We start from the raw sequence: 17,312 nt of genomic DNA on the forward strand, positions 1-17,312 counted from the left end.
CGTATGTACGGAGGTGTGAGAGGTCGGAGGTTAATCACCTCCTCCTACTCGATTTATGGTTGATTGACATGTGGATAGGATGTTTGTCTATGTCTTGGGCTTAGCTGAATAAAATATATAAAGACCATTGTGGAAGGCAAAATAAAAAGGACTGTGGAATTAATCCCAATCCTAATTAAACTTGCCCCCAGCAACGTCTTTTTTTATAAACCGTATTCATTCAATGTTGAAAATAGCCAAAAACCTTGAAATACATAGCTATAATAACACTACAAAAAAAGAAGAGCCAGACTAAACAATGTCTGACTCCATACGTACATAACCTTTTAACTCATCGTAAAGCTCTAACGTAAATGAGTTGGAATCTGCTTGAGGGCTAACTCCTTTTTGAACAAATACTAGGAATTCATCAATCGCTTTTTTGGCACCTTCTACTTCAACCTCAATTTGATCTTCAGCATTTAGTTTGCAATATCCTTTTAATCCTAGTTCGATCGCTTTTTGTTTAATGAAAAAACGGTAGCCAGTTCCATAAACATCTCCGAAAAATTTAATTAATGCTCGCTTCTTCAAGCTAAAACCTCCTACTAGATAAGAGTGAAGAAATCACCCTGTACTTAGTGCATAACACGTTCTTTTTCTAAGAATAAAATTAAATTATTGATAAAGTAGAGAACTTGCTTAGAAGCTTGGTCTACTTCTTTTAAATGAATTTCTGCCTGTTGAATTTTACCAGCCTTGTGAGCCTCTGCTGCTAATTTTGCAGATTCGTGAACACGTTTATGATAAGCGTCTAATTCACGATAGTCTTGTAAGTGTCCGAAACGTTCTACAGAGCGTTGAGATGAATACCATTTACCAAGACGACATTCTTTATGAGAAGATACATCACTTGGCTCTACGTGTTCAAGGCCAAGGAACATATTATAAATTCGCCATTTCCATAAAATATGATCAGCCTTTGATAATTGTAAAAGTGCGATAGATGATAGCTGAACATTATTATTCGCAATAATATCATTGCGGAAACGATTAATTTCCTTCCCTAATAAGTGAATATCGCTAGAAGTGTTATGGCTATAGTCACGAATATCATCCTGAAGGCTAGAAATTTCAATCATTCTTGCTGAAACTTCGTCTATCGCTGCTGCTTGTTCTTGTGAGATTGCTGCTGTATTTGTGACATCCATATTAATACCTTCAATGGCACTAACAATTGCGTTTAATAATGGTAACGATTCTTTAGCCTCCACGGTTGCTTCTTTAATAATCTCTGTTGTTTCTGTAATGGAGTTTGATACATCATTCGAATAACTTTGTAAATGATGGACATTTGTAGTTACCTCACTAAGTGCCGATACAGTTCCCTCAGCAAGTTTACGAACTTCCTGTGCAACTACAGCAAAACCTTTGCCATGTTCACCTGCACGAGCAGCCTCAATAGAAGCGTTCAAAGCAAGTAAATTCGTTTGATCAGCAATTTGGTTAATTAACGTTACAACATGTTCAATATCATTAACCCGCTTTTGTAATTCTGAAAAGGACTCAACAATACTTGTAAATGTCTCTTCTGTTTTAAAGATTTCAGATAGGGCATGTTCAATTGCATTTTTACCTTGTACAGCGTGATCTACAGATTCAGTTGTTTTTTCAGAAATACGTGAAGACATTTTAGCAACTTCATTAATAGAAGCAGCAATTTCTTCCGTTGCGGCAGTAGAGGATTGTATTTCTTCATTTTGTTTATCTAAACTAAATACTAAATCTTTCATATACATGATTTTAGCGTTAACATCCATTAAGGAAGAAACTTCAGCAACGACATTTTCAATAATTCGTTCCGTTAATACTTCAACAAGTAATTCCTGATCGACATTGACAGCTGATTGGAAAGATTTCATATATTCAAAAGCTTTATAGGGTTTTAAACCGAAATTATGTAATATGTATGTAGTAATGTAAAATGCAAATTGATTGAATACGACAATTAGTTTACCAGGCTCGTATTGATTTTTTCGGAATAAGTTGAAAAATTTAACGGTTTCATCCACATAGTCATCATTACGAGTACCTAAGAAAAATTGCGTTAAGTATCGATTAATATATTCTTCACTAATCGTTAGCTTAGAGGTTGGGGAAATTTCACTTAGATAATTATGAAAAATTGCATTCATAGAAGGTGTGATATCTTTTAACTTATTGTAGAGAGTTTTTAAATTTTCCTCATCTTGAGAATTAAAATGGTTAAATGCTAGTGTTTTATTGAAACGGCCTGTTGCATTTAAATTTGTGCCACGCTTTAATAATTCCTCGAGCTCGGCTTTAGGTCGAATACTTGAAAACATAAAAAAATACCTCCCGAAAATAATGAATAATAAGGCAATAATAGCATATTTCGGGGTGTTTTAATAGACATTTCAGGTGTCTTTGCTAAAATGAAAATATCTTATTACAGCAGGGAATGTGGCAAATATGTATACAATTATTTACATGAAAGCTGATTATGAGCCTTGGTGGAAATTCGAAGGCTGGGAGACTTTTATTCAAACAAATGAAACATTTGAAACGGTAGAGCAATTTGAGTTGGCATTACAAAGTAAGTTACAGCACTTCCGATTAACATATGACAATGAGGCAACTAAAGAAGGGAGATTTTGGGCCTTTTGGTCAGAGGATGAAAGTGTTTTTTGCGAAGCCTGTGATGATGATGTGCAAATATATCACGGTATTATCGCTACCAAATCTGAGGAATTGAAATAAAATTTTGAAATTATTAAAAAAAACATTTTTCTTTATTTGACAAAATTATGAATGATGGTTATACTTAGGTTAACAATTTAATTGCTTCACCGGAAACATGAATTCACATATTACAAAAAGTGATCGCGTTAGTTCGGTACTCTTTGTAATATGTGAATTTTTTTCAATCGCTGAAGAAATTACATATTGTTCACTTTTATTTTTTGGAGGTTTTTTTAAATGAAACAAGGTACAGTAAAATGGTTTAACTCAGAAAAAGGTTTTGGATTCATCGAAGTTGAAGGTGAAAACGACGTATTCGTACACTTCTCAGCTATCCAAGGCGAAGGTTTCAAAACTCTTGACGAAGGTCAAAAAGTGGAATTCGAAGTTGTAGATGGCAACCGCGGACCACAAGCTGCTAACGTAACTAAACTTTAATTCTCAGTAATTAAAATTACTTTCGTTAAACCTAAGACATCCTATTTATTTAGGATGTCTTTTTTTGCATTCTTTGAACGTTAAAGGATTAGAAATCTCTAATTTTGGTTAAAAGTATAAAGATGTCGTTCACCAGATGTGTGAGAAGAGCCGCATTATGCTCGTAGAAACAAAAGAGATTCGAACAAATGGAAAGAACATTAAAGGGAAGGGAGATAGCAGGAACGTTTGAGGAGGCCTCGTATTGTGCCTTCCTGTAATAATTGATGTAGAATCAACTAAGTAAAGGAGGATTAACCAATGAATACATCTACAGAAATTCCTAGTGAACAGGAACAGCAAGATTTCTATAAAAAGCTACGTGCTAAATTGGAATCTTTTCTCACATCAAAATCGGGGAAGAAAAGTAAATTCACTCAATATTTAATGTTTGTGCCGGATTTATTTCACTTATTAATAAAAACTCTTACAGATCCTAAAATCGATAAGAAAAGTCGTACTTTAATAGGTGCTTCAATAGCATATTTTATAATGCCAATTGATTTTTTACCAGAAGGGTTTCTAGGCTTTGGTGGATATTTAGATGATCTTGTTATTGCAACCTTCGTTGTTGATACCGTTATGAATAAATTAGGATCAGACGTTATTGAAAAGCACTGGACTGGAGATGAAAAACTTCTAAACGTCCTTCAAAAAATTGCTGAAGTCAGTGATAAGGTTACAAATAAAATCCCGGTAAAATCAGTTTTAGCCCAATTTATTAAACATGAAAGCAAAGGCGACAAATAATTTTATTATGTAAACTAAAATAAAGCTGCTCGTCCGCTCTAAGTAGAGGACAAGCGCTTTTTTTATTTTAATATCCGATTTAAAACTTGAACAGGAACAAACAAGCCGACACGCCCATATGGCTCTTTTTTCATCGTTGCAAAGACGATTCCGATAACCTCACCATCAGCATTTATGACGGGGCTCCCACTATTTCCTCGATACACAGGGGCATCCATCATCATAACAGGTTCCTGCCAATCCTCAAGATATGTTGATTCAAGCAAAGTTCCTTCATTAGCAATGCCCGTAAAGGCTAGTGGATTGCCAATGAAATAGACATGCTCATTTTTACTATAGCTAGGATCTTCTGCAAGTGGAAGGGATGGTAGCTCATCACCAGATACTTGCAACAACGCTAAATCAACATCTGGGAAGCTTTGTAGTAATTCAGCTTCCATTAATCCCTCATCAGGAAAAATGACTAATAATTTTTGAGCATCTTCTACAACGTGTGCATTCGTAACGATAAGTCCATCTGGAGAAATGGCAAATCCAGTGCCTTTACTAGAGCCTGTAGAGACCTCAACCACAGCCTTTTTATATGTTTTTATATCTTCTTGCGCTGATAGTCGTGCAGACACCTTTAAAAATTCAATAGCTGGGATGGAGTAAATTTGAAAGATAAGTGCAAATGTATTCAAAAATAACACAAATGCCATACTCCAGACAATCCACTTTACAATCGGTTTTTGCTTCTTTGGCTTTTTATCTTGCTGACGTTCTTCTTGTTCTTGTGCTAACGCCTTTTGCTGTTCAGCGAGGACAAGCTCAATGAATTCTTCTTCCGACAATTCTTCATCTGTTGTTGATCTATGTATATCATTCATAAAACTACCTCCTAACTCAAAATGAAAGACGCCCAAGCAGGACGCCGTGAAGTAATTCTTATTCAATTTTTTGTAGGGTCGAGGTAATGACAAAAGGTTCCTTATTAGTTGTTGTCACCATCGTGTCCTCTATACGGATAAGACCAATACTTCTTGCAAAATATTTCGTCGTCGTCATTGTATCCTCTGAGCGTGTTAGCTGTATAACATCATGATACATAGTTGTCCCAGTAGTGATAGAAGCCGTCGTCGATTGAATTGTCCAACCATTAAAGCTATTTCCTACTTTTAAAGGTTTTTGTAAAATTGTTTCAATAACTGGAAAGGTGGCAGCTTCTTGTGCTGTAGGGAGGCTGGGTTTAGCATTTACAGCTTCCTTATAGACAAGCTCAATCGCTAAATCTGAAATCCGGTACACCTTTAAAAGTGTGACACCGCCGTTATCTTCCACTTGCGCGATATGATGTGCATCGATATAAGTTGTGTGGAGTGTGAAACTAGCAAATTCATTGCCTTCACCTTGAAAAGAAGCAGTTGAACCATCCGGTGGGAAAAAGGATGCGAGTTCACTTTCGTTTGTTGGTTGTTCAACAGGGTGTTTGACTTCAGTTGTATTGTCCACACCTGGCACTGTTCGGTTTTCTTCACTACAGCCAAAAAGCAATATTGCAAGAGAAAGTATGACTACATTAAGTCTCATATACAAACTCCTTCAGCTATTTTCTATCATTATACGCGAAGTCCATAGGTTATACGAATGTTATGAAAACCAGTTTTCTAGAAAGGTAATCTGTTTATCGGTCGCATCGACGCGAACTCGTAAGCCGATGGGCATGGCATGAAGTGGATGCGTGTGGCAGCAATCGACATCAGCGATAATAGGGATAGCACATCCATCGAGCTGCTCAAGCAACACATCATAAGGCTTTCTGCCAGAACCTAAATCATCATATTGTTCATGTTTACCTAAAATAATCGCAGAAGCTTTGTCAAATAGGCCGTGTAGTTTTAACATCGCAAAGTTTTTCTCAACAACAGCAATGGTTTTGGATGTATCTTCAAGTAGTAAAATGTCTCCCTCATTAATGTGAGGGAAATAAGGTGTTCCAATAAAGCCGTACATCGTATTAATATTTCCACCTATTAAACGACCTTCAGCTATACCAGGTTGTACAGTAATCCATGAATTGTGATGCTGCGTTTTTTCAGTCGTTTTTTCTAACCAATTTAGGCGATCATCTGTCCAAATAGGTGGGATTGGCATGTTGTAGGGAATCGATAATGAATGTAAAAACAAATCTTTAAAATATTGCTCTGTATAATGGACAAAAGGCGGAAATTCACCAAAGGTAGAAGCAACAGAAGGTCCATAAAAGACAGGAACTCCAGTCTTTGCATACATGGCAAGAAGTATAGCGGTAACATCAGATAACCCAACAAGTATTTTGGGGTCCTGCTGAAAGGCTTGGTAGTCTAGATATGGCAGCATACTATTGGCGTTCGTACCACCCATTGTTGGTAAGATCATTTTGATGTTGGGATCACGCAGTAGGGCATTAAGTTCTTCTGCTCGTTCTTTCGGTGTACCGGAGCGGTAAAAGTCTTGTTTTCCAGTTAACGAACCTTCTTTTATTGTAAAGCCGAGTGCTTGCAGACGTTCTTTGCCTCGTTCATAGCGAGCTTTTGCAGTAACTGTAGCTGGTTTGGAAGGCGAATAAATACCAATTGTATCGCCTTTTTTTAATGGGGAAAACATAAAATACCTCTTTCTATTTAATATCAAAAACTATTATACATGATTTTACAATTTAAAGAGTCGTGTACTTGATTTCATGAAAGTCATGTAAAAAGTAACTGAATTGAATAGTTATTACAGAATAAGAGATAATTATATTATGTAAACTTAATGTCGGAAACTTGTAAGATAGTTTCTTATTTAATATGATAGAAATGAACTTACGAAAATGGGAGGCGTTTTATATGTATCGACAAGTAGACGATTTTTTAAATGATTGGTCAGCATCAGCACAAGGCACGATTCAAGTATTAAAAGCCGTAACAGATGAAAAGCTAGAGCAAAGCATCGTGGAAGGTCACAGCACACTTGGCTGGTTAGGCTGGCATTTAGTTGGTGCAGCCGGTTATTTTAGTTACTTAGCAGGTTTAAAGGTGCCAATGATACGTCAAGAAGATCCTATCCCATCAACAGCTGCTGAAATTGTAGCTACTTACGAAAACCTAGCAAACAGTGTGAAAGAGGAAGCGGCAAAGCTATCAGATGAAGACTTACAAGAGGAAGTTAAGGGTTTCACTGGACCAATAGCTAGAGGTGCGTTATTACGTGTACTAATCGATCATCAAACCCATCATCGTGGACAAATGACAGTGCTCCTACGTCAAGCAGGTTTACCAGTACCAGGCGTATTGGGACCAACGAAGGAAATGCAATAGTTTTAATGCAGCAGATAAACAGTTATCTGCTGCATTTTTTTATGGTGTGCCCGGTATGCGTATGAACTGTAGGGGGCAATTCCCGAGCCCTGAAGACAGAAAGAAGTAGAGGTTTGCCAAGAGCAAGGTGAAACAATTAGCTTAATACCATATTCAATTTTCAGCTTCTCAGTTTGTGTATGAGATTCAAGTGTAAATAGATTGACTAGTGGATTCTCGATATATTTCATAAACGTTCACCTATTTTATATAAATTCTATAAGACGGTATTATATTTCCTTAAATATTGATTCTTCTTCCTATTCGATATAATTATAGTGTTCAGTTAGGGTTTAGGATGTATAGATTACTTTATAGGAAAAAACACGCTATATTAGCTATTTCTCGTATATGCTTTTTACGAAATATGATGCAACTAGCAACAATCTTTACTGTGCGAAAGCGAAGCGGTAGCAACAAGTCTTTACTGTGCGAAAGCGTAGCGACAGCAACAACAAATCTTTACTGTGCGAAAGCGAAGCGGCAGCAACAAATCTTTACTGTGCGAAAGCGTAGCGACAGCAACAACAAATCTTTACTGTGCGAAAGCGAAGCGACAGCAACATATTTCTAAAAAACGAGAAGGGAAAGATGTAAAATGAAAAAACTATTATTAGGTTGTGTCGTGGCATCCTCTTTGGCTATTCCCAATTTAGCTTTTGCTGCTAATTCAAGTGAAAGTATTGAAACGAGTACAGACAATGAAGCGACGATTCCTGCATACATGGCTCCTGGAACAGTGATTAAATTTAATGAACAGGAAGAATCTGTTGTTTTGAGAGAAGGAGATAAAAAAGCAAGTTTACCGCAATCTAGACTTTATGAAGACGAATCAGATTTGCCAGTTATAAAACCAGGTATGACGGTGGTCTATGATGCTTTAGGTGCACCAATAGTAGTTGTTCCAGAAAGTAGAGAATCCATTAATGTTGAAATGAAAGAAATTAATCCAGTACAAGAAATACCTCGTGCCGCAAAAACAGAGTCGGGTAAAGTTTCTTGGTATGATATTTGGGCAGAAAGTAATACAGCATCTGGTGAAAAAGCGGATGATGGTGCAGCTCATAAAACAATAGCTTTTAAAACATCTGTTTCTGTAAAAAGTAACGATAATTCAAAAACTACAACAGTTAGAATTTTAGATAGAGGACCGTATGTAAAAGGAAGAATTTTAGATATGTCTAAACAAACATTTGGTAAACTACATCCTATAAGTAAGGGGGTATTTAACGGTACGATTAGTTGGAATGGTTAATAATTCTTTCTAAATTATCTATTTTTATGGTTATGAAAATTCAGTTTACACAATCTTTTTTTTGTAAACTAATTTTTCAGTGATTCTGATTGAAATTAGATTCTTCTTAATTTGGGGAAATAGATCTATATAAATTTAATAAATAACGGAGTTTCTTATCAACATAATATGTAGTATTTTGATGATTATTGATATGTAATAATGCAACTTCTAAAATAACTTCGCAAAGGATGAAGTGCATAATGTATGGAATTGTTTGTAGATGCAAGAAAACAATGGGTGCTACTGTTATCATTTTTTTATCGTTACTATTAGTTTTGTTTGGATGTCAAAAGAAAGAAGATGCAAGCACAAATTTTGATGAAAATGAAGAACTCATTGTGTCTGTATTTGATATTGATGGCAAGAGTAGTGTTGTGGAGGTAAATGCTGAAAAAAATGTAGTAAATGAATTAATTAATAATGAAGCGGTTTGGTTACATGCAACACTTTCAGGCAATAAACAATATCTTGCCTATACAAGTGCAAAAGGTGAAGGACCTTGGGAGATTTATTTATTAGACAAAAATGATAAAAAAACTTACCAAGTTACAAATGATACTTTAGGACAACTTATTCCTAGATTTGGTGATAAGGAAGGCAACACCATTTACAGTGAAATAATAGGGGCTACTTTCCCTGTCTCTAAAATTGCGAAAGTAGATGTGCAAAAGAAGAATTTTATTGTATTTGATACTGAACAACCTGACCGTGCCGTAGAAATGTATGATGTTACTAAAGACAAAATTATTGGTGCATTTGTCTCTGAGGAAGAGAATACGACAAGAAGGACGGCTGCGAATGAAGCTGGTGAACCTTTAGGGCAAATTGTCTATTCAATATATGAAATGAATTTAGATGGCTCCGACATGAATTTGGTAACGAAAATAAAAGCCATCAATATTGATTCGATGGCATATGGATCAAGTGGGAATTCTGTTATTCTTGGAGGGGAAAATATAAATGAAGATGAAGGAAGCGGCATTTATCAGTTATCTCTTACAGACAAAACATTAACTACTATATTAACAGATCAAATGATTAAAGAAAGTAAGAATCCAATATTATCAGAGATTGGTCAAAGAAGGCTAGCGGTATTGTCAAAAAATGAGCGATTTATTTATTTTTCGGGTATACCTAAAGATGCAGAAGATATTAGTTTTGACGGTATTATTTCTAAAATACAGTGGATCTATAAGTATGACTTGAATAGTAAAGAAATAACAACAGCATATGAGTATAAAAAACCAGCCTTTATTACGGATATGACGGTTTCCTATTAGAGTATGCAGTTGGTTCTGTCAAACAATACCCATTCTTTCGTTTGTATGCAGGTTGTTTCTTCAGTGTTGAGTGAAACGTCTATAGAAAGTGAAATCCTCACCCTACAAGCCATTGGTTTCCTTTGAACCCATATATTTCGATCGAAAAGAATGTATGTTCTTTTTAACCTTTTGATAAATAAAAGTTACTAGATGTATTATAGATGCATGAGTATACCTCGGTTAAAACAATATAATTGAGAGTTGGAGAGGACTTGTCTAACCATGAGACAAAGAAAAACACCTTTCATTGAATAACGGGTATTGAAACCTGAAATAATCAATGAGGAGGTGTTTTTCTATGGATGAGAGAGGTAGGCTAATGATTAGCCTCCTACTCGATAGTGCTAGCAAGGGGCATTGTCAATAATAGCTTTATTCAAAGCTATTATTTGAAGTGGAAGATAGCGCATTCATCAACGCTTTTTTATAGCGAAATGAATAATGACAAATCGTCCCATTTTTCATTGTAATAGTTCGATAGGTTGAATTAATCTTTTGAATATGTTGCAAATTAACAATATACCCGCGATGGCATCGGAAAAATCGGTCATCCAATTGCTGCTCAATATCTGTTAAATTACTGAAAAATTCATAGACACCTGATTTCTCCTTCAGCTCAATTTTATGCGCATTTGGTGACGTCGCGAAGTAATAGATATCATGAAAAGGAATGATTTTAGTATATTCTCCTATTTTCACTTGGAAGGACACATCTATCTTTTGAGCATGTATATTTTGATGGTGTTGATAAGCAATATGCAAAGTATCAATTAAATTTTTAGCTACACTTGGCTCATTTTTCACGATAAAATCTAATGCTGCTACTTTGTAAGTAAAGGTTAACTTTAATTTGTCCGAATAGGTGGTAATAAAGATAATGGTTGCCAAAGGATCTTTACTGCGTATAGCATTCGCCAGCTCCAAACCATTTATCTTATGCTGAAGCTCAATATCCAATAAAAAGCAATCTGCTCGGTGCTCCTTTAAGTAGGCTAATACCTCAGACGGATTAGAAGCAATTAAAACAATCTCAATATCCTTGAATTGAAATAAAAAAGAGTGAACAATGGTTGATTGTAAAAATTTCCGTTGACGTGCATCGTCCTCACAAATAACAATTTTCATAGTAAACACTCCCTAAAAGATTTGTAGCTCCTGTATAAAATGATTCTTTTCGATGCGTGTGTTTAATGTCACATTAGGATAATTCTGTAGAATTCCTCTCACATTAGCTAAACCAATCCCACGCATGTCTCCTTTAGAAGAAGATTGATACTCAAAGATAGTCGAAATATTAAAGTTTGCATCCTGTAATGGATTGTCAATAACGATAACGACAGATTGTTCACGTGAGGGAAGAATGGCAATACGCACGACCGAATCGGCTATAGCAACACTTGCTTCAATAGCATTATCAATCAAAATACCTAGCACCCTGGTTATATCAATAAGGTTCATATGAACAGATGTAATCGTATGTGGAATTTCCATCGTGATTTTTTGCTGTAAACGATTCGCAAGCAACAGCTTAGAGGATAATAAGCCTTTTAGCTCGACAATTTGTAAATTTTCCAATGTACCAATCATTTTACTTTGGAATAAGGTCTGCTGCTCCAGCTGCATAATATCTGAATAAAAATATTGCTTTAATCCCTGTAAATCCTTATCCTCAATATAATTTTGCAGAGACATTAAAATATTTATATAATCGTGGCGAAACTTTTGCATATCTGTATTCACTTGTTCCAATACCTGCATATATTCAAAAAACTGCTGCTGTGCCACTTCTTTTTGCTGAATCGCCTGTATTTTGTTGAGATTTGTAACGAGTAAACTAACGGCAAGTACAATCAATAAGACGTAAGTGATTTGAATAAAGAAATTTACAGTCGTCAATGTCTTATTATCTTGCACACCTAAAAAGAACATATTTAGATAAAACATTCCGAGTGTCAGTGTCCCGATAAAAATTAGAAATAGCTGCATTTTCGAGGACAAACACAGTGAAGACAACTTCTTTTTCACAATAGTTTTATAAATGATAATAAGGGATACAAAGCATATTATAAACAAAAGCGTTTCTAGTAGAGTTGAATTAATAGCAAATTGACTATTGATAAGCAATGCTAGATTATTTGAAAAAACCGTAAGTATTAGAACAACAATAACATCAAAAAAAGCAATTATACTCCTTTTGAACGAGTAAAATAGCAAACTAGCTGCAATAACGAAATAGCCAATAGCAATAATCATTGAAGTATATGAGAACAGGAAGTAAAAAGGAGCTATAACAAAAGTAATAGATTGAAAAAGCATTATAATAGTTGGGCGAATAGGTAGGAGATAGAACAATGTCCCGAGAATAAGAGTAGCATCTCTAAATATGTAAAAAAGCATAATGGACTATCCTTTATATAAAGGATGTTCTTTTTTTGATTTTTCAGGTAATCCTACTCCGTAACCTAACATTCTACAAACATAAACCATATCATTTTTGGTGATAGACATAATAATAGATGAGCTATTTTTGATAAACACTTCAAGATAATTCATGTAAAACAGCCTCCCTTTTTCGAATCCAGCCTCCACTCCTCGTTCGGAATATCTGTAAGACATATAAAAAGATGAACATTCTATTTCATATACGTACACCTTTCCTTCTTATTCTACATAATTTTCGTTAAAAATGTGGAGAATTTTCTCGAAATGTCGAATTTTATTCCTACTCGTTAAAATGAAAACGAGAGTCGATATTTTGGAAAAATCACTTTATTTTTAGGAAGAATTCTCCTATATAAGCTGCTTTTAGCGTACTCTCATCATAATAATATCTAGTGTTTTGATTGTTATTGATACTTAATAATTCAAATATCCAAAATAACATTGGTAAAGGATTAATCGCATATGTGTGAATTAGTTTGTAAGTGCAAAAAATTAACTATAATTTTTTTATCTTTAGTAGTTGTTCTGTTTGGATGTCAAAAAAAAGAAGAAGACAGTACGCCTATTAACAATAGCGAAGAGCTCATTATTTCGATATTTGATAATGAAGGTAAAGGTAGTATTGTGGAAGTAAATGCTGAAAAAAATATAGAAAAAGAGTTAGTCAATAATGAAGCTGTTTGGTTGGACGGGAAGCTTTCAGATAATAAGCAATATCTTGTCTATACTAGTGCTAGAGGGGATGGACCATGGGATATTTATTTATTGGATATAAACAATAATAAAGAATATCAAGTCACGAATGATACTTTAGGACAACTTAACCCTAGATTTGGTGATAAGGAAGGTAAAACAATCTATAGCGAAATAATAGGATCAACATTTCCTGTTTCAAAGATCGCAAAAGTAGAAGTGCAAAAGAAAGATTTCACAATATTTGATACTAAACAATCTGATCGTGCTGTAGAAATGTATGACATTTCAAAAAACAAAATCATTGGAGCATTTGTTTCTGAGAAAGAGAACACGGCAAGATGGAGAAAAGCAAATGAAAATGAAGGAAATATAGAGCAAATTTTATATTCAATATATGAAATGAATTTAGATGGATCGAACATGAATTTGATAACTAGTGTAAAAGCTATCAATATTGATTCTATCGCTTTTGGACTTGATGGTAATTCCATAATCCTTGGAGGGGAGAATGTAAATAATGATGAAGGAAGTGGTATTTATAAGTTATCTCTTAAAAACAAAACATTAACAACCATATTAACAGATCAAATGATTAAAAAAAGTAAGAATCCTATATTATCAGAGATTGGCCAAAGAAGGCTAGCAGTACTATCCAAAAATGAACGGTTCATTTATTTTTCGGGTATACCTAAAAATGGAGATGAAGTTAATTTTGAAGGTATAACTTCTAAAATACGTTGTATCTATAAATATGATTTAGTTGATAAAGAAATTAAAAAAGTCTATGAAAATAAAAAACCAGCTATTATTACAGATTTGACAGTTACATATTAATGTCCAAAATGCACATGTATGATTAAAATCAAAAATATTCATACATAGGGAATACTGTCAGATTTTTATGTTTAAACAAACAAGTATTTAAATAAAGTATACAAAAAATACTCTCCTCAACGTAATGGGAGAGTATTTTTATATAGGAATGAATTAGCTTAAGCTCTTTCCACTCTAGGAGTACATGACTAAATTGAATTTTAGTTGTGTACATTTTTATTTTCTTGAAAATTTTCGAGCAACTATTGCTAGTAAAGATTATAATGCATTCTTATTACTAATGGTAATATATTTACATTTATATGTATTTCATTTAGAATATTTAGAAATAAAAGTAAATAGATTTATGAGAGTTAGAGAGTAATTGCTTGCTGCAGGATTACGATGAAACTTCCTCAAAAGTGGAAGGACTGAGAAGATCTTAACGAGAGGTGATGAAGATGAAAATTAGAGAAGCAACAATGCAAGATGCACAAGATATTGGGAAAGTCCATGTTGACAGTTGGAGAACGACATATAAAGATATTATTCCTGATTCTTTCTTAAATAATCTTTCTTATGAACAGAGAACAGAACTATGGAAAAAGAATATTACAATAAAAGATAATTACGTGCTAGTAGTAGAAAACGAACTTGGAGAAATAATTGGCTTTGCTACTGCTTCGACTAGAGAAACAAATGACGTGCCCTATTCAAGTGACTTAACTTCCATCTATCTTTTAGAGGAGTGTCAAGGTAAAGGAATCGGAAAACAGCTATTAAAAGAATTATTCATCTTTTTTAAGAAGAAGAATCATCAATCCATATTTGTCGAGGTATTGGCAGGAAATAAAACACGTTATTTCTATGAATATTATGGAGCGGAATATGTGAAAACGGTGCAAATTAATATTGGTGGAAAAGTTTTAGAAGAATTTGTTTATGTGTGGAAAAATATTGATAAGGTTTTAGAAACACTAGAATAAAGGGGTTTGTCATTTATTCATTTTGTTATATTCCCCTATATGGCGGGGAATATAACAATTATTTAAACATGGAGATTCCCTTTTCTAATAACAAGCCATCTAAAAATATTGAAATAAATCTTTTACTTTCTTGCAATAGGTCAAAATCTTTTCCAAAGACTAACCAATCATATAACGTCCCTCGCATACAACGAGAGATGTAAATCGCAATTTGCTCTACATCTGTTTGTTCGGATAATTCACCATCATTTATAGCTTTTTGGATAAATGTGTGCAGGATTTTATACAATTTACGTTCGGAATTGGTAAAGAAATTTTCTTCATTTTCAATTAAGCCGCTTTTGTAAACGGAACGCATTAAATCCATTCCTAAATCTTCTTTTAAATACTTCATTTGTGCCTCAATTAATGAAATAACCTTTTCCTTAAAGCAAAGATTTGCTGGCAGTGTCGTTGTAAACTCCTCATAAAAAGAATCAATTTCTTTGAATTTCTCTAAAAAGATATCGTACTTAGAAGAGAAATGTCCGTAAAATGCCCCTTTTGAGCTTTTGCTTTCTTGAACAATTTCATCAACTGTTACTTGATCGAAGCCTTTATTTTGGAATAATTTAAGTGCTGTTTCGTATATATGTTTTTTTGTTGCTAGCGCTTGTTGTTGTCTTGTCTTTTTCATTTCCGCCTCACCCAATTTCTTTCAAAATCTTCTACTTAACTTTACCATAATCCTCGATTTCGTCATAAAGTTATTTTCTAAATTATCGGAAAAATATTGACAATTAATTGTCTGTCCAATTAATATACAGACTATAGTCTATGAAACTATTTCAAAAGGGGTGTATATCATGGATTTAATCGGAAATAGAACATTGCGTTCTGTTGTAAGGGAGAGAGCTGAGCTACAGCCTGAAAAAAGCTTTCTTCATTTTGAAGATAAAAATGGAGAACTTTTCGAAAAAAATTATGGGGATTTTTTTCAAGAGGTTAGACGTTTCAGTAATGCACTACTTAAGCTTGGCATAAAAAAAGGGGACCATGTTGTACTACATTTACCAAACAACATGGAATTTTTTACAGCATGGTTTGCTCTTGCTGAAATTGGGGGCATTATGGTGCCAACTAACATTTTATCACCAGCGGATGAGATGAAGTATATTATTACACATTGTGAAGCAGTCCTTATTATTACGGAAGCGGACTTTTTCGAAAAGTTTGTCAGTATTAAATGTGAAACACCGACAATACAAAATATTATTTTAACGAGACAACAAAGTAAGCTTAAGGGTGTTTTAAATTTCTCTGAGCTCATTAAAAATGAAAGCGATCACAATGACCATTTCCCAACAGTGTTATCAGAAGACGTTGTGGCATTGCTTTATACATCTGGGACAACATCTAAACCAAAAGGTGTTCAAATTACACATGCCAACTATATTTTCACAGGTGAGTTAATGGCTCATACCATTGCTTTAACACCTGAGGATCGAACATTTATTGTCTTACCGCTTTTCCATGGAAATGCACAATATTACTCAACGATGTCTGCCATCATGGTAGGAGCAAGTATTGCAGTTACGGAGAAATTTAGTGCATCGCGTTATTTTAAGCAAGCAAAGACGTTAGGTGGAACAGTTGGTTCATTATTTGCTGCACCTATTCGGATGATTTTAGCGAAAGATTATGAAGAGGAGGCAAAGGATAATCCGTTACGACTTGTCCTTTTTGCACAAGCGGTAACCGAACAACAGCTTGTTCAATTTGAAGAACAATTTGATGTGAAATTATTGCATCTATATGGTTTGACTGAAACTGTTGGGATCCCACTGATAAATCCTTTATTTGGTATGCGGAAAAATATGAGTATAGGTAGACCAAGCATCGGCTATGAGGTTCAACTTGTTGATGAACATGGATTACCGGTTGGACAATGGGAGATTGGTCAAATCGCCGTAAAAGGGATTCCAGGAAGAACATTAATGAAGGGATACTTAAAAAACGAACAAGCGACAAATGACACACTTAAGGAAAACTGGTTACTAACGGGTGATAATGCACGAATCGATGAAGATGGCTATTTTTATTTTGTCGATCGTTTAAAGGATATGATTAAACGTTCAGGCGAAAATATTGCAGCGCATGAAGTAGAGAGTGTCTTAGCGGAACATCCAGCAGTATTCGAAGCGGCAGTCATCGGTATTCCAGATGAAATGCGAGATGAAGCTATTAAAGCGTATGTCATATTACAGGCCGGTGCTACTGTCAGTGAAGCGGCGTTAATAGAGCATTGTCGAGAACGTCTCGCAAAATTTAAAGTGCCAGATCGTATTGAATTTATGACGGATTTCCCTCGTACACCGGTCGGCAAAATTCAAAAGCATATTTTACGAAACTCGTATTTAATGACAAAAAATTGAATGTTGAAAGAAGG

Annotated in this window: 19 protein-coding genes; 10 read left to right on the forward strand and 9 right to left on the reverse strand. The window is 34.5% G+C overall.

Annotated features, from left to right (window positions below; translation table 11 throughout):
- Positions 1–291: 291 nt before the first annotated feature.
- Together QRN68_RS20595 and QRN68_RS20600 are read right to left on the reverse strand one after the other, a co-directional pair.
- Complete coding sequence (locus tag QRN68_RS20595) at positions 292–573, reverse strand: acylphosphatase (protein ID WP_285398848.1); 282 nt, start codon at positions 571–573, stop codon at positions 292–294.
- Positions 574–617: 44 nt separating this feature from the next.
- The gene (locus QRN68_RS20600; protein ID WP_285398849.1) at positions 618–2,345 is read right to left on the reverse strand and encodes a globin-coupled sensor protein; all 1,728 of its coding nucleotides are present in this window, start codon (positions 2,343–2,345) and stop codon (positions 618–620) included.
- A 127-nt stretch (positions 2,346–2,472) separates the two neighbouring features.
- On the opposite strand from QRN68_RS20600, the gene QRN68_RS20605 reads away from it, so the two are divergent.
- The 3 genes from QRN68_RS20605 (at position 2,473) to QRN68_RS20615 (ending at position 3,969) form a co-directional block, all read left to right on the forward strand.
- Positions 2,473–2,760 (forward strand): DUF1033 family protein, encoded by a 288-nt coding sequence (locus QRN68_RS20605; protein ID WP_285398850.1) that lies wholly within the window; start codon positions 2,473–2,475, stop codon positions 2,758–2,760.
- Between the two features lie 219 nt (positions 2,761–2,979).
- Positions 2,980–3,180: a cold-shock protein gene (locus tag QRN68_RS20610; protein WP_004230088.1), complete on the forward strand. Its 201-nt coding sequence runs from the start codon at positions 2,980–2,982 to the stop codon at positions 3,178–3,180.
- Positions 3,181–3,480: 300 nt separating this feature from the next.
- Entirely contained in the window at positions 3,481–3,969 is a 489-nt protein-coding gene (locus QRN68_RS20615) for a YkvA family protein (protein ID WP_285398862.1), read from the forward strand.
- A gap of 62 nt (positions 3,970–4,031) precedes the next feature.
- On the opposite strand, the gene QRN68_RS20620 is transcribed toward QRN68_RS20615, so the two are convergent.
- From QRN68_RS20620 to QRN68_RS20630, 3 genes are read right to left on the reverse strand one after another with little or no spacing between them, the layout of a single operon-like run.
- Positions 4,032–4,838, reverse strand: a complete 807-nt coding sequence (locus QRN68_RS20620) for a S1C family serine protease (RefSeq protein ID WP_285398864.1) — start codon at positions 4,836–4,838, stop codon at positions 4,032–4,034.
- Positions 4,839–4,896: 58 nt separating this feature from the next.
- Positions 4,897–5,538 carry a hypothetical protein gene (locus QRN68_RS20625; protein ID WP_285398866.1) on the reverse strand — a complete coding sequence of 214 codons (642 nt, stop codon included), beginning with the start codon at positions 5,536–5,538 and terminating at the stop codon, positions 4,897–4,899.
- Between the two features lie 60 nt (positions 5,539–5,598).
- Positions 5,599–6,594, reverse strand: a complete 996-nt coding sequence (locus QRN68_RS20630; RefSeq protein ID WP_285398868.1) for a S66 family peptidase — start codon at positions 6,592–6,594, stop codon at positions 5,599–5,601.
- A 224-nt stretch (positions 6,595–6,818) separates the two neighbouring features.
- Between QRN68_RS20630 and QRN68_RS20635 the strand changes: the two genes are divergently transcribed.
- The 4 genes from QRN68_RS20635 to QRN68_RS20650 all read left to right on the forward strand — a co-directional run bounded on the left by QRN68_RS20635 (position 6,819) and on the right by QRN68_RS20650 (position 9,905).
- Positions 6,819–7,289, forward strand: a complete 471-nt coding sequence (locus QRN68_RS20635; protein WP_285398869.1) for a DinB family protein — start codon at positions 6,819–6,821, stop codon at positions 7,287–7,289.
- Between the two features lie 406 nt (positions 7,290–7,695).
- Positions 7,696–7,902 carry a hypothetical protein gene (locus tag QRN68_RS20640; RefSeq protein ID WP_285398871.1) on the forward strand — a complete coding sequence of 69 codons (207 nt, stop codon included), beginning with the start codon at positions 7,696–7,698 and terminating at the stop codon, positions 7,900–7,902.
- A 24-nt stretch (positions 7,903–7,926) separates the two neighbouring features.
- Positions 7,927–8,583, forward strand: coding sequence for a septal ring lytic transglycosylase RlpA family protein (locus tag QRN68_RS20645; RefSeq protein ID WP_285398872.1), 657 nt, complete (start codon positions 7,927–7,929; stop codon positions 8,581–8,583).
- Positions 8,584–8,825: 242 nt separating this feature from the next.
- The gene (locus QRN68_RS20650; RefSeq protein WP_285398873.1) at positions 8,826–9,905 is read left to right on the forward strand and encodes a TolB-like translocation protein; all 1,080 of its coding nucleotides are present in this window, start codon (positions 8,826–8,828) and stop codon (positions 9,903–9,905) included.
- Positions 9,906–10,319: 414 nt separating this feature from the next.
- Here QRN68_RS20650 and QRN68_RS20655 read toward each other — a convergent pair whose 3' ends face one another.
- The 3 genes from QRN68_RS20655 to QRN68_RS20665 all read right to left on the reverse strand — a co-directional run bounded on the left by QRN68_RS20655 (position 10,320) and on the right by QRN68_RS20665 (position 12,500).
- The gene (locus QRN68_RS20655; protein WP_285398874.1) at positions 10,320–11,072 is read right to left on the reverse strand and encodes a LytR/AlgR family response regulator transcription factor; all 753 of its coding nucleotides are present in this window, start codon (positions 11,070–11,072) and stop codon (positions 10,320–10,322) included.
- Positions 11,073–11,084: 12 nt separating this feature from the next.
- Positions 11,085–11,933, reverse strand: coding sequence for a GHKL domain-containing protein (locus tag QRN68_RS20660; protein WP_285398875.1), 849 nt, complete (start codon positions 11,931–11,933; stop codon positions 11,085–11,087).
- A gap of 417 nt (positions 11,934–12,350) precedes the next feature.
- Positions 12,351–12,500 carry a hypothetical protein gene (locus QRN68_RS20665; protein ID WP_285398876.1) on the reverse strand — a complete coding sequence of 50 codons (150 nt, stop codon included), beginning with the start codon at positions 12,498–12,500 and terminating at the stop codon, positions 12,351–12,353.
- Between the two features lie 351 nt (positions 12,501–12,851).
- On the opposite strand from QRN68_RS20665, the gene QRN68_RS20670 reads away from it, so the two are divergent.
- Together QRN68_RS20670 and QRN68_RS20675 are read left to right on the forward strand one after the other, a co-directional pair.
- A complete protein-coding gene (locus QRN68_RS20670; protein WP_285398877.1) occupies positions 12,852–13,919 on the forward strand; it encodes a hypothetical protein in 1,068 nt (355 codons plus the stop codon).
- 440 nt (positions 13,920–14,359) lie between these two features.
- Complete coding sequence (locus QRN68_RS20675; protein WP_285398878.1) at positions 14,360–14,884, forward strand: GNAT family N-acetyltransferase; 525 nt, start codon at positions 14,360–14,362, stop codon at positions 14,882–14,884.
- A gap of 58 nt (positions 14,885–14,942) precedes the next feature.
- Here the strand turns inward: QRN68_RS20675 and QRN68_RS20680 are convergent, their stop codons facing one another.
- On the reverse strand, positions 14,943–15,560 hold the full coding sequence (locus tag QRN68_RS20680; protein WP_285398879.1) for a TetR/AcrR family transcriptional regulator: 618 nt from the start codon (positions 15,558–15,560) through the stop codon (positions 14,943–14,945).
- Positions 15,561–15,729: 169 nt separating this feature from the next.
- Here QRN68_RS20680 and QRN68_RS20685 point away from each other — a divergent pair, with 169 nt between their 5' ends.
- Positions 15,730–17,298, forward strand: coding sequence for an AMP-binding protein (locus QRN68_RS20685; protein WP_285398881.1), 1,569 nt, complete (start codon positions 15,730–15,732; stop codon positions 17,296–17,298).
- Positions 17,299–17,312 lie beyond the last annotated feature (14 nt).

Origin of the sequence: Lysinibacillus sp. fls2-241-R2A-57 (assembly GCF_030209535.1) — a bacterium.
GTDB lineage: Bacteria > Bacillota > Bacilli > Bacillales_A > Planococcaceae > Lysinibacillus.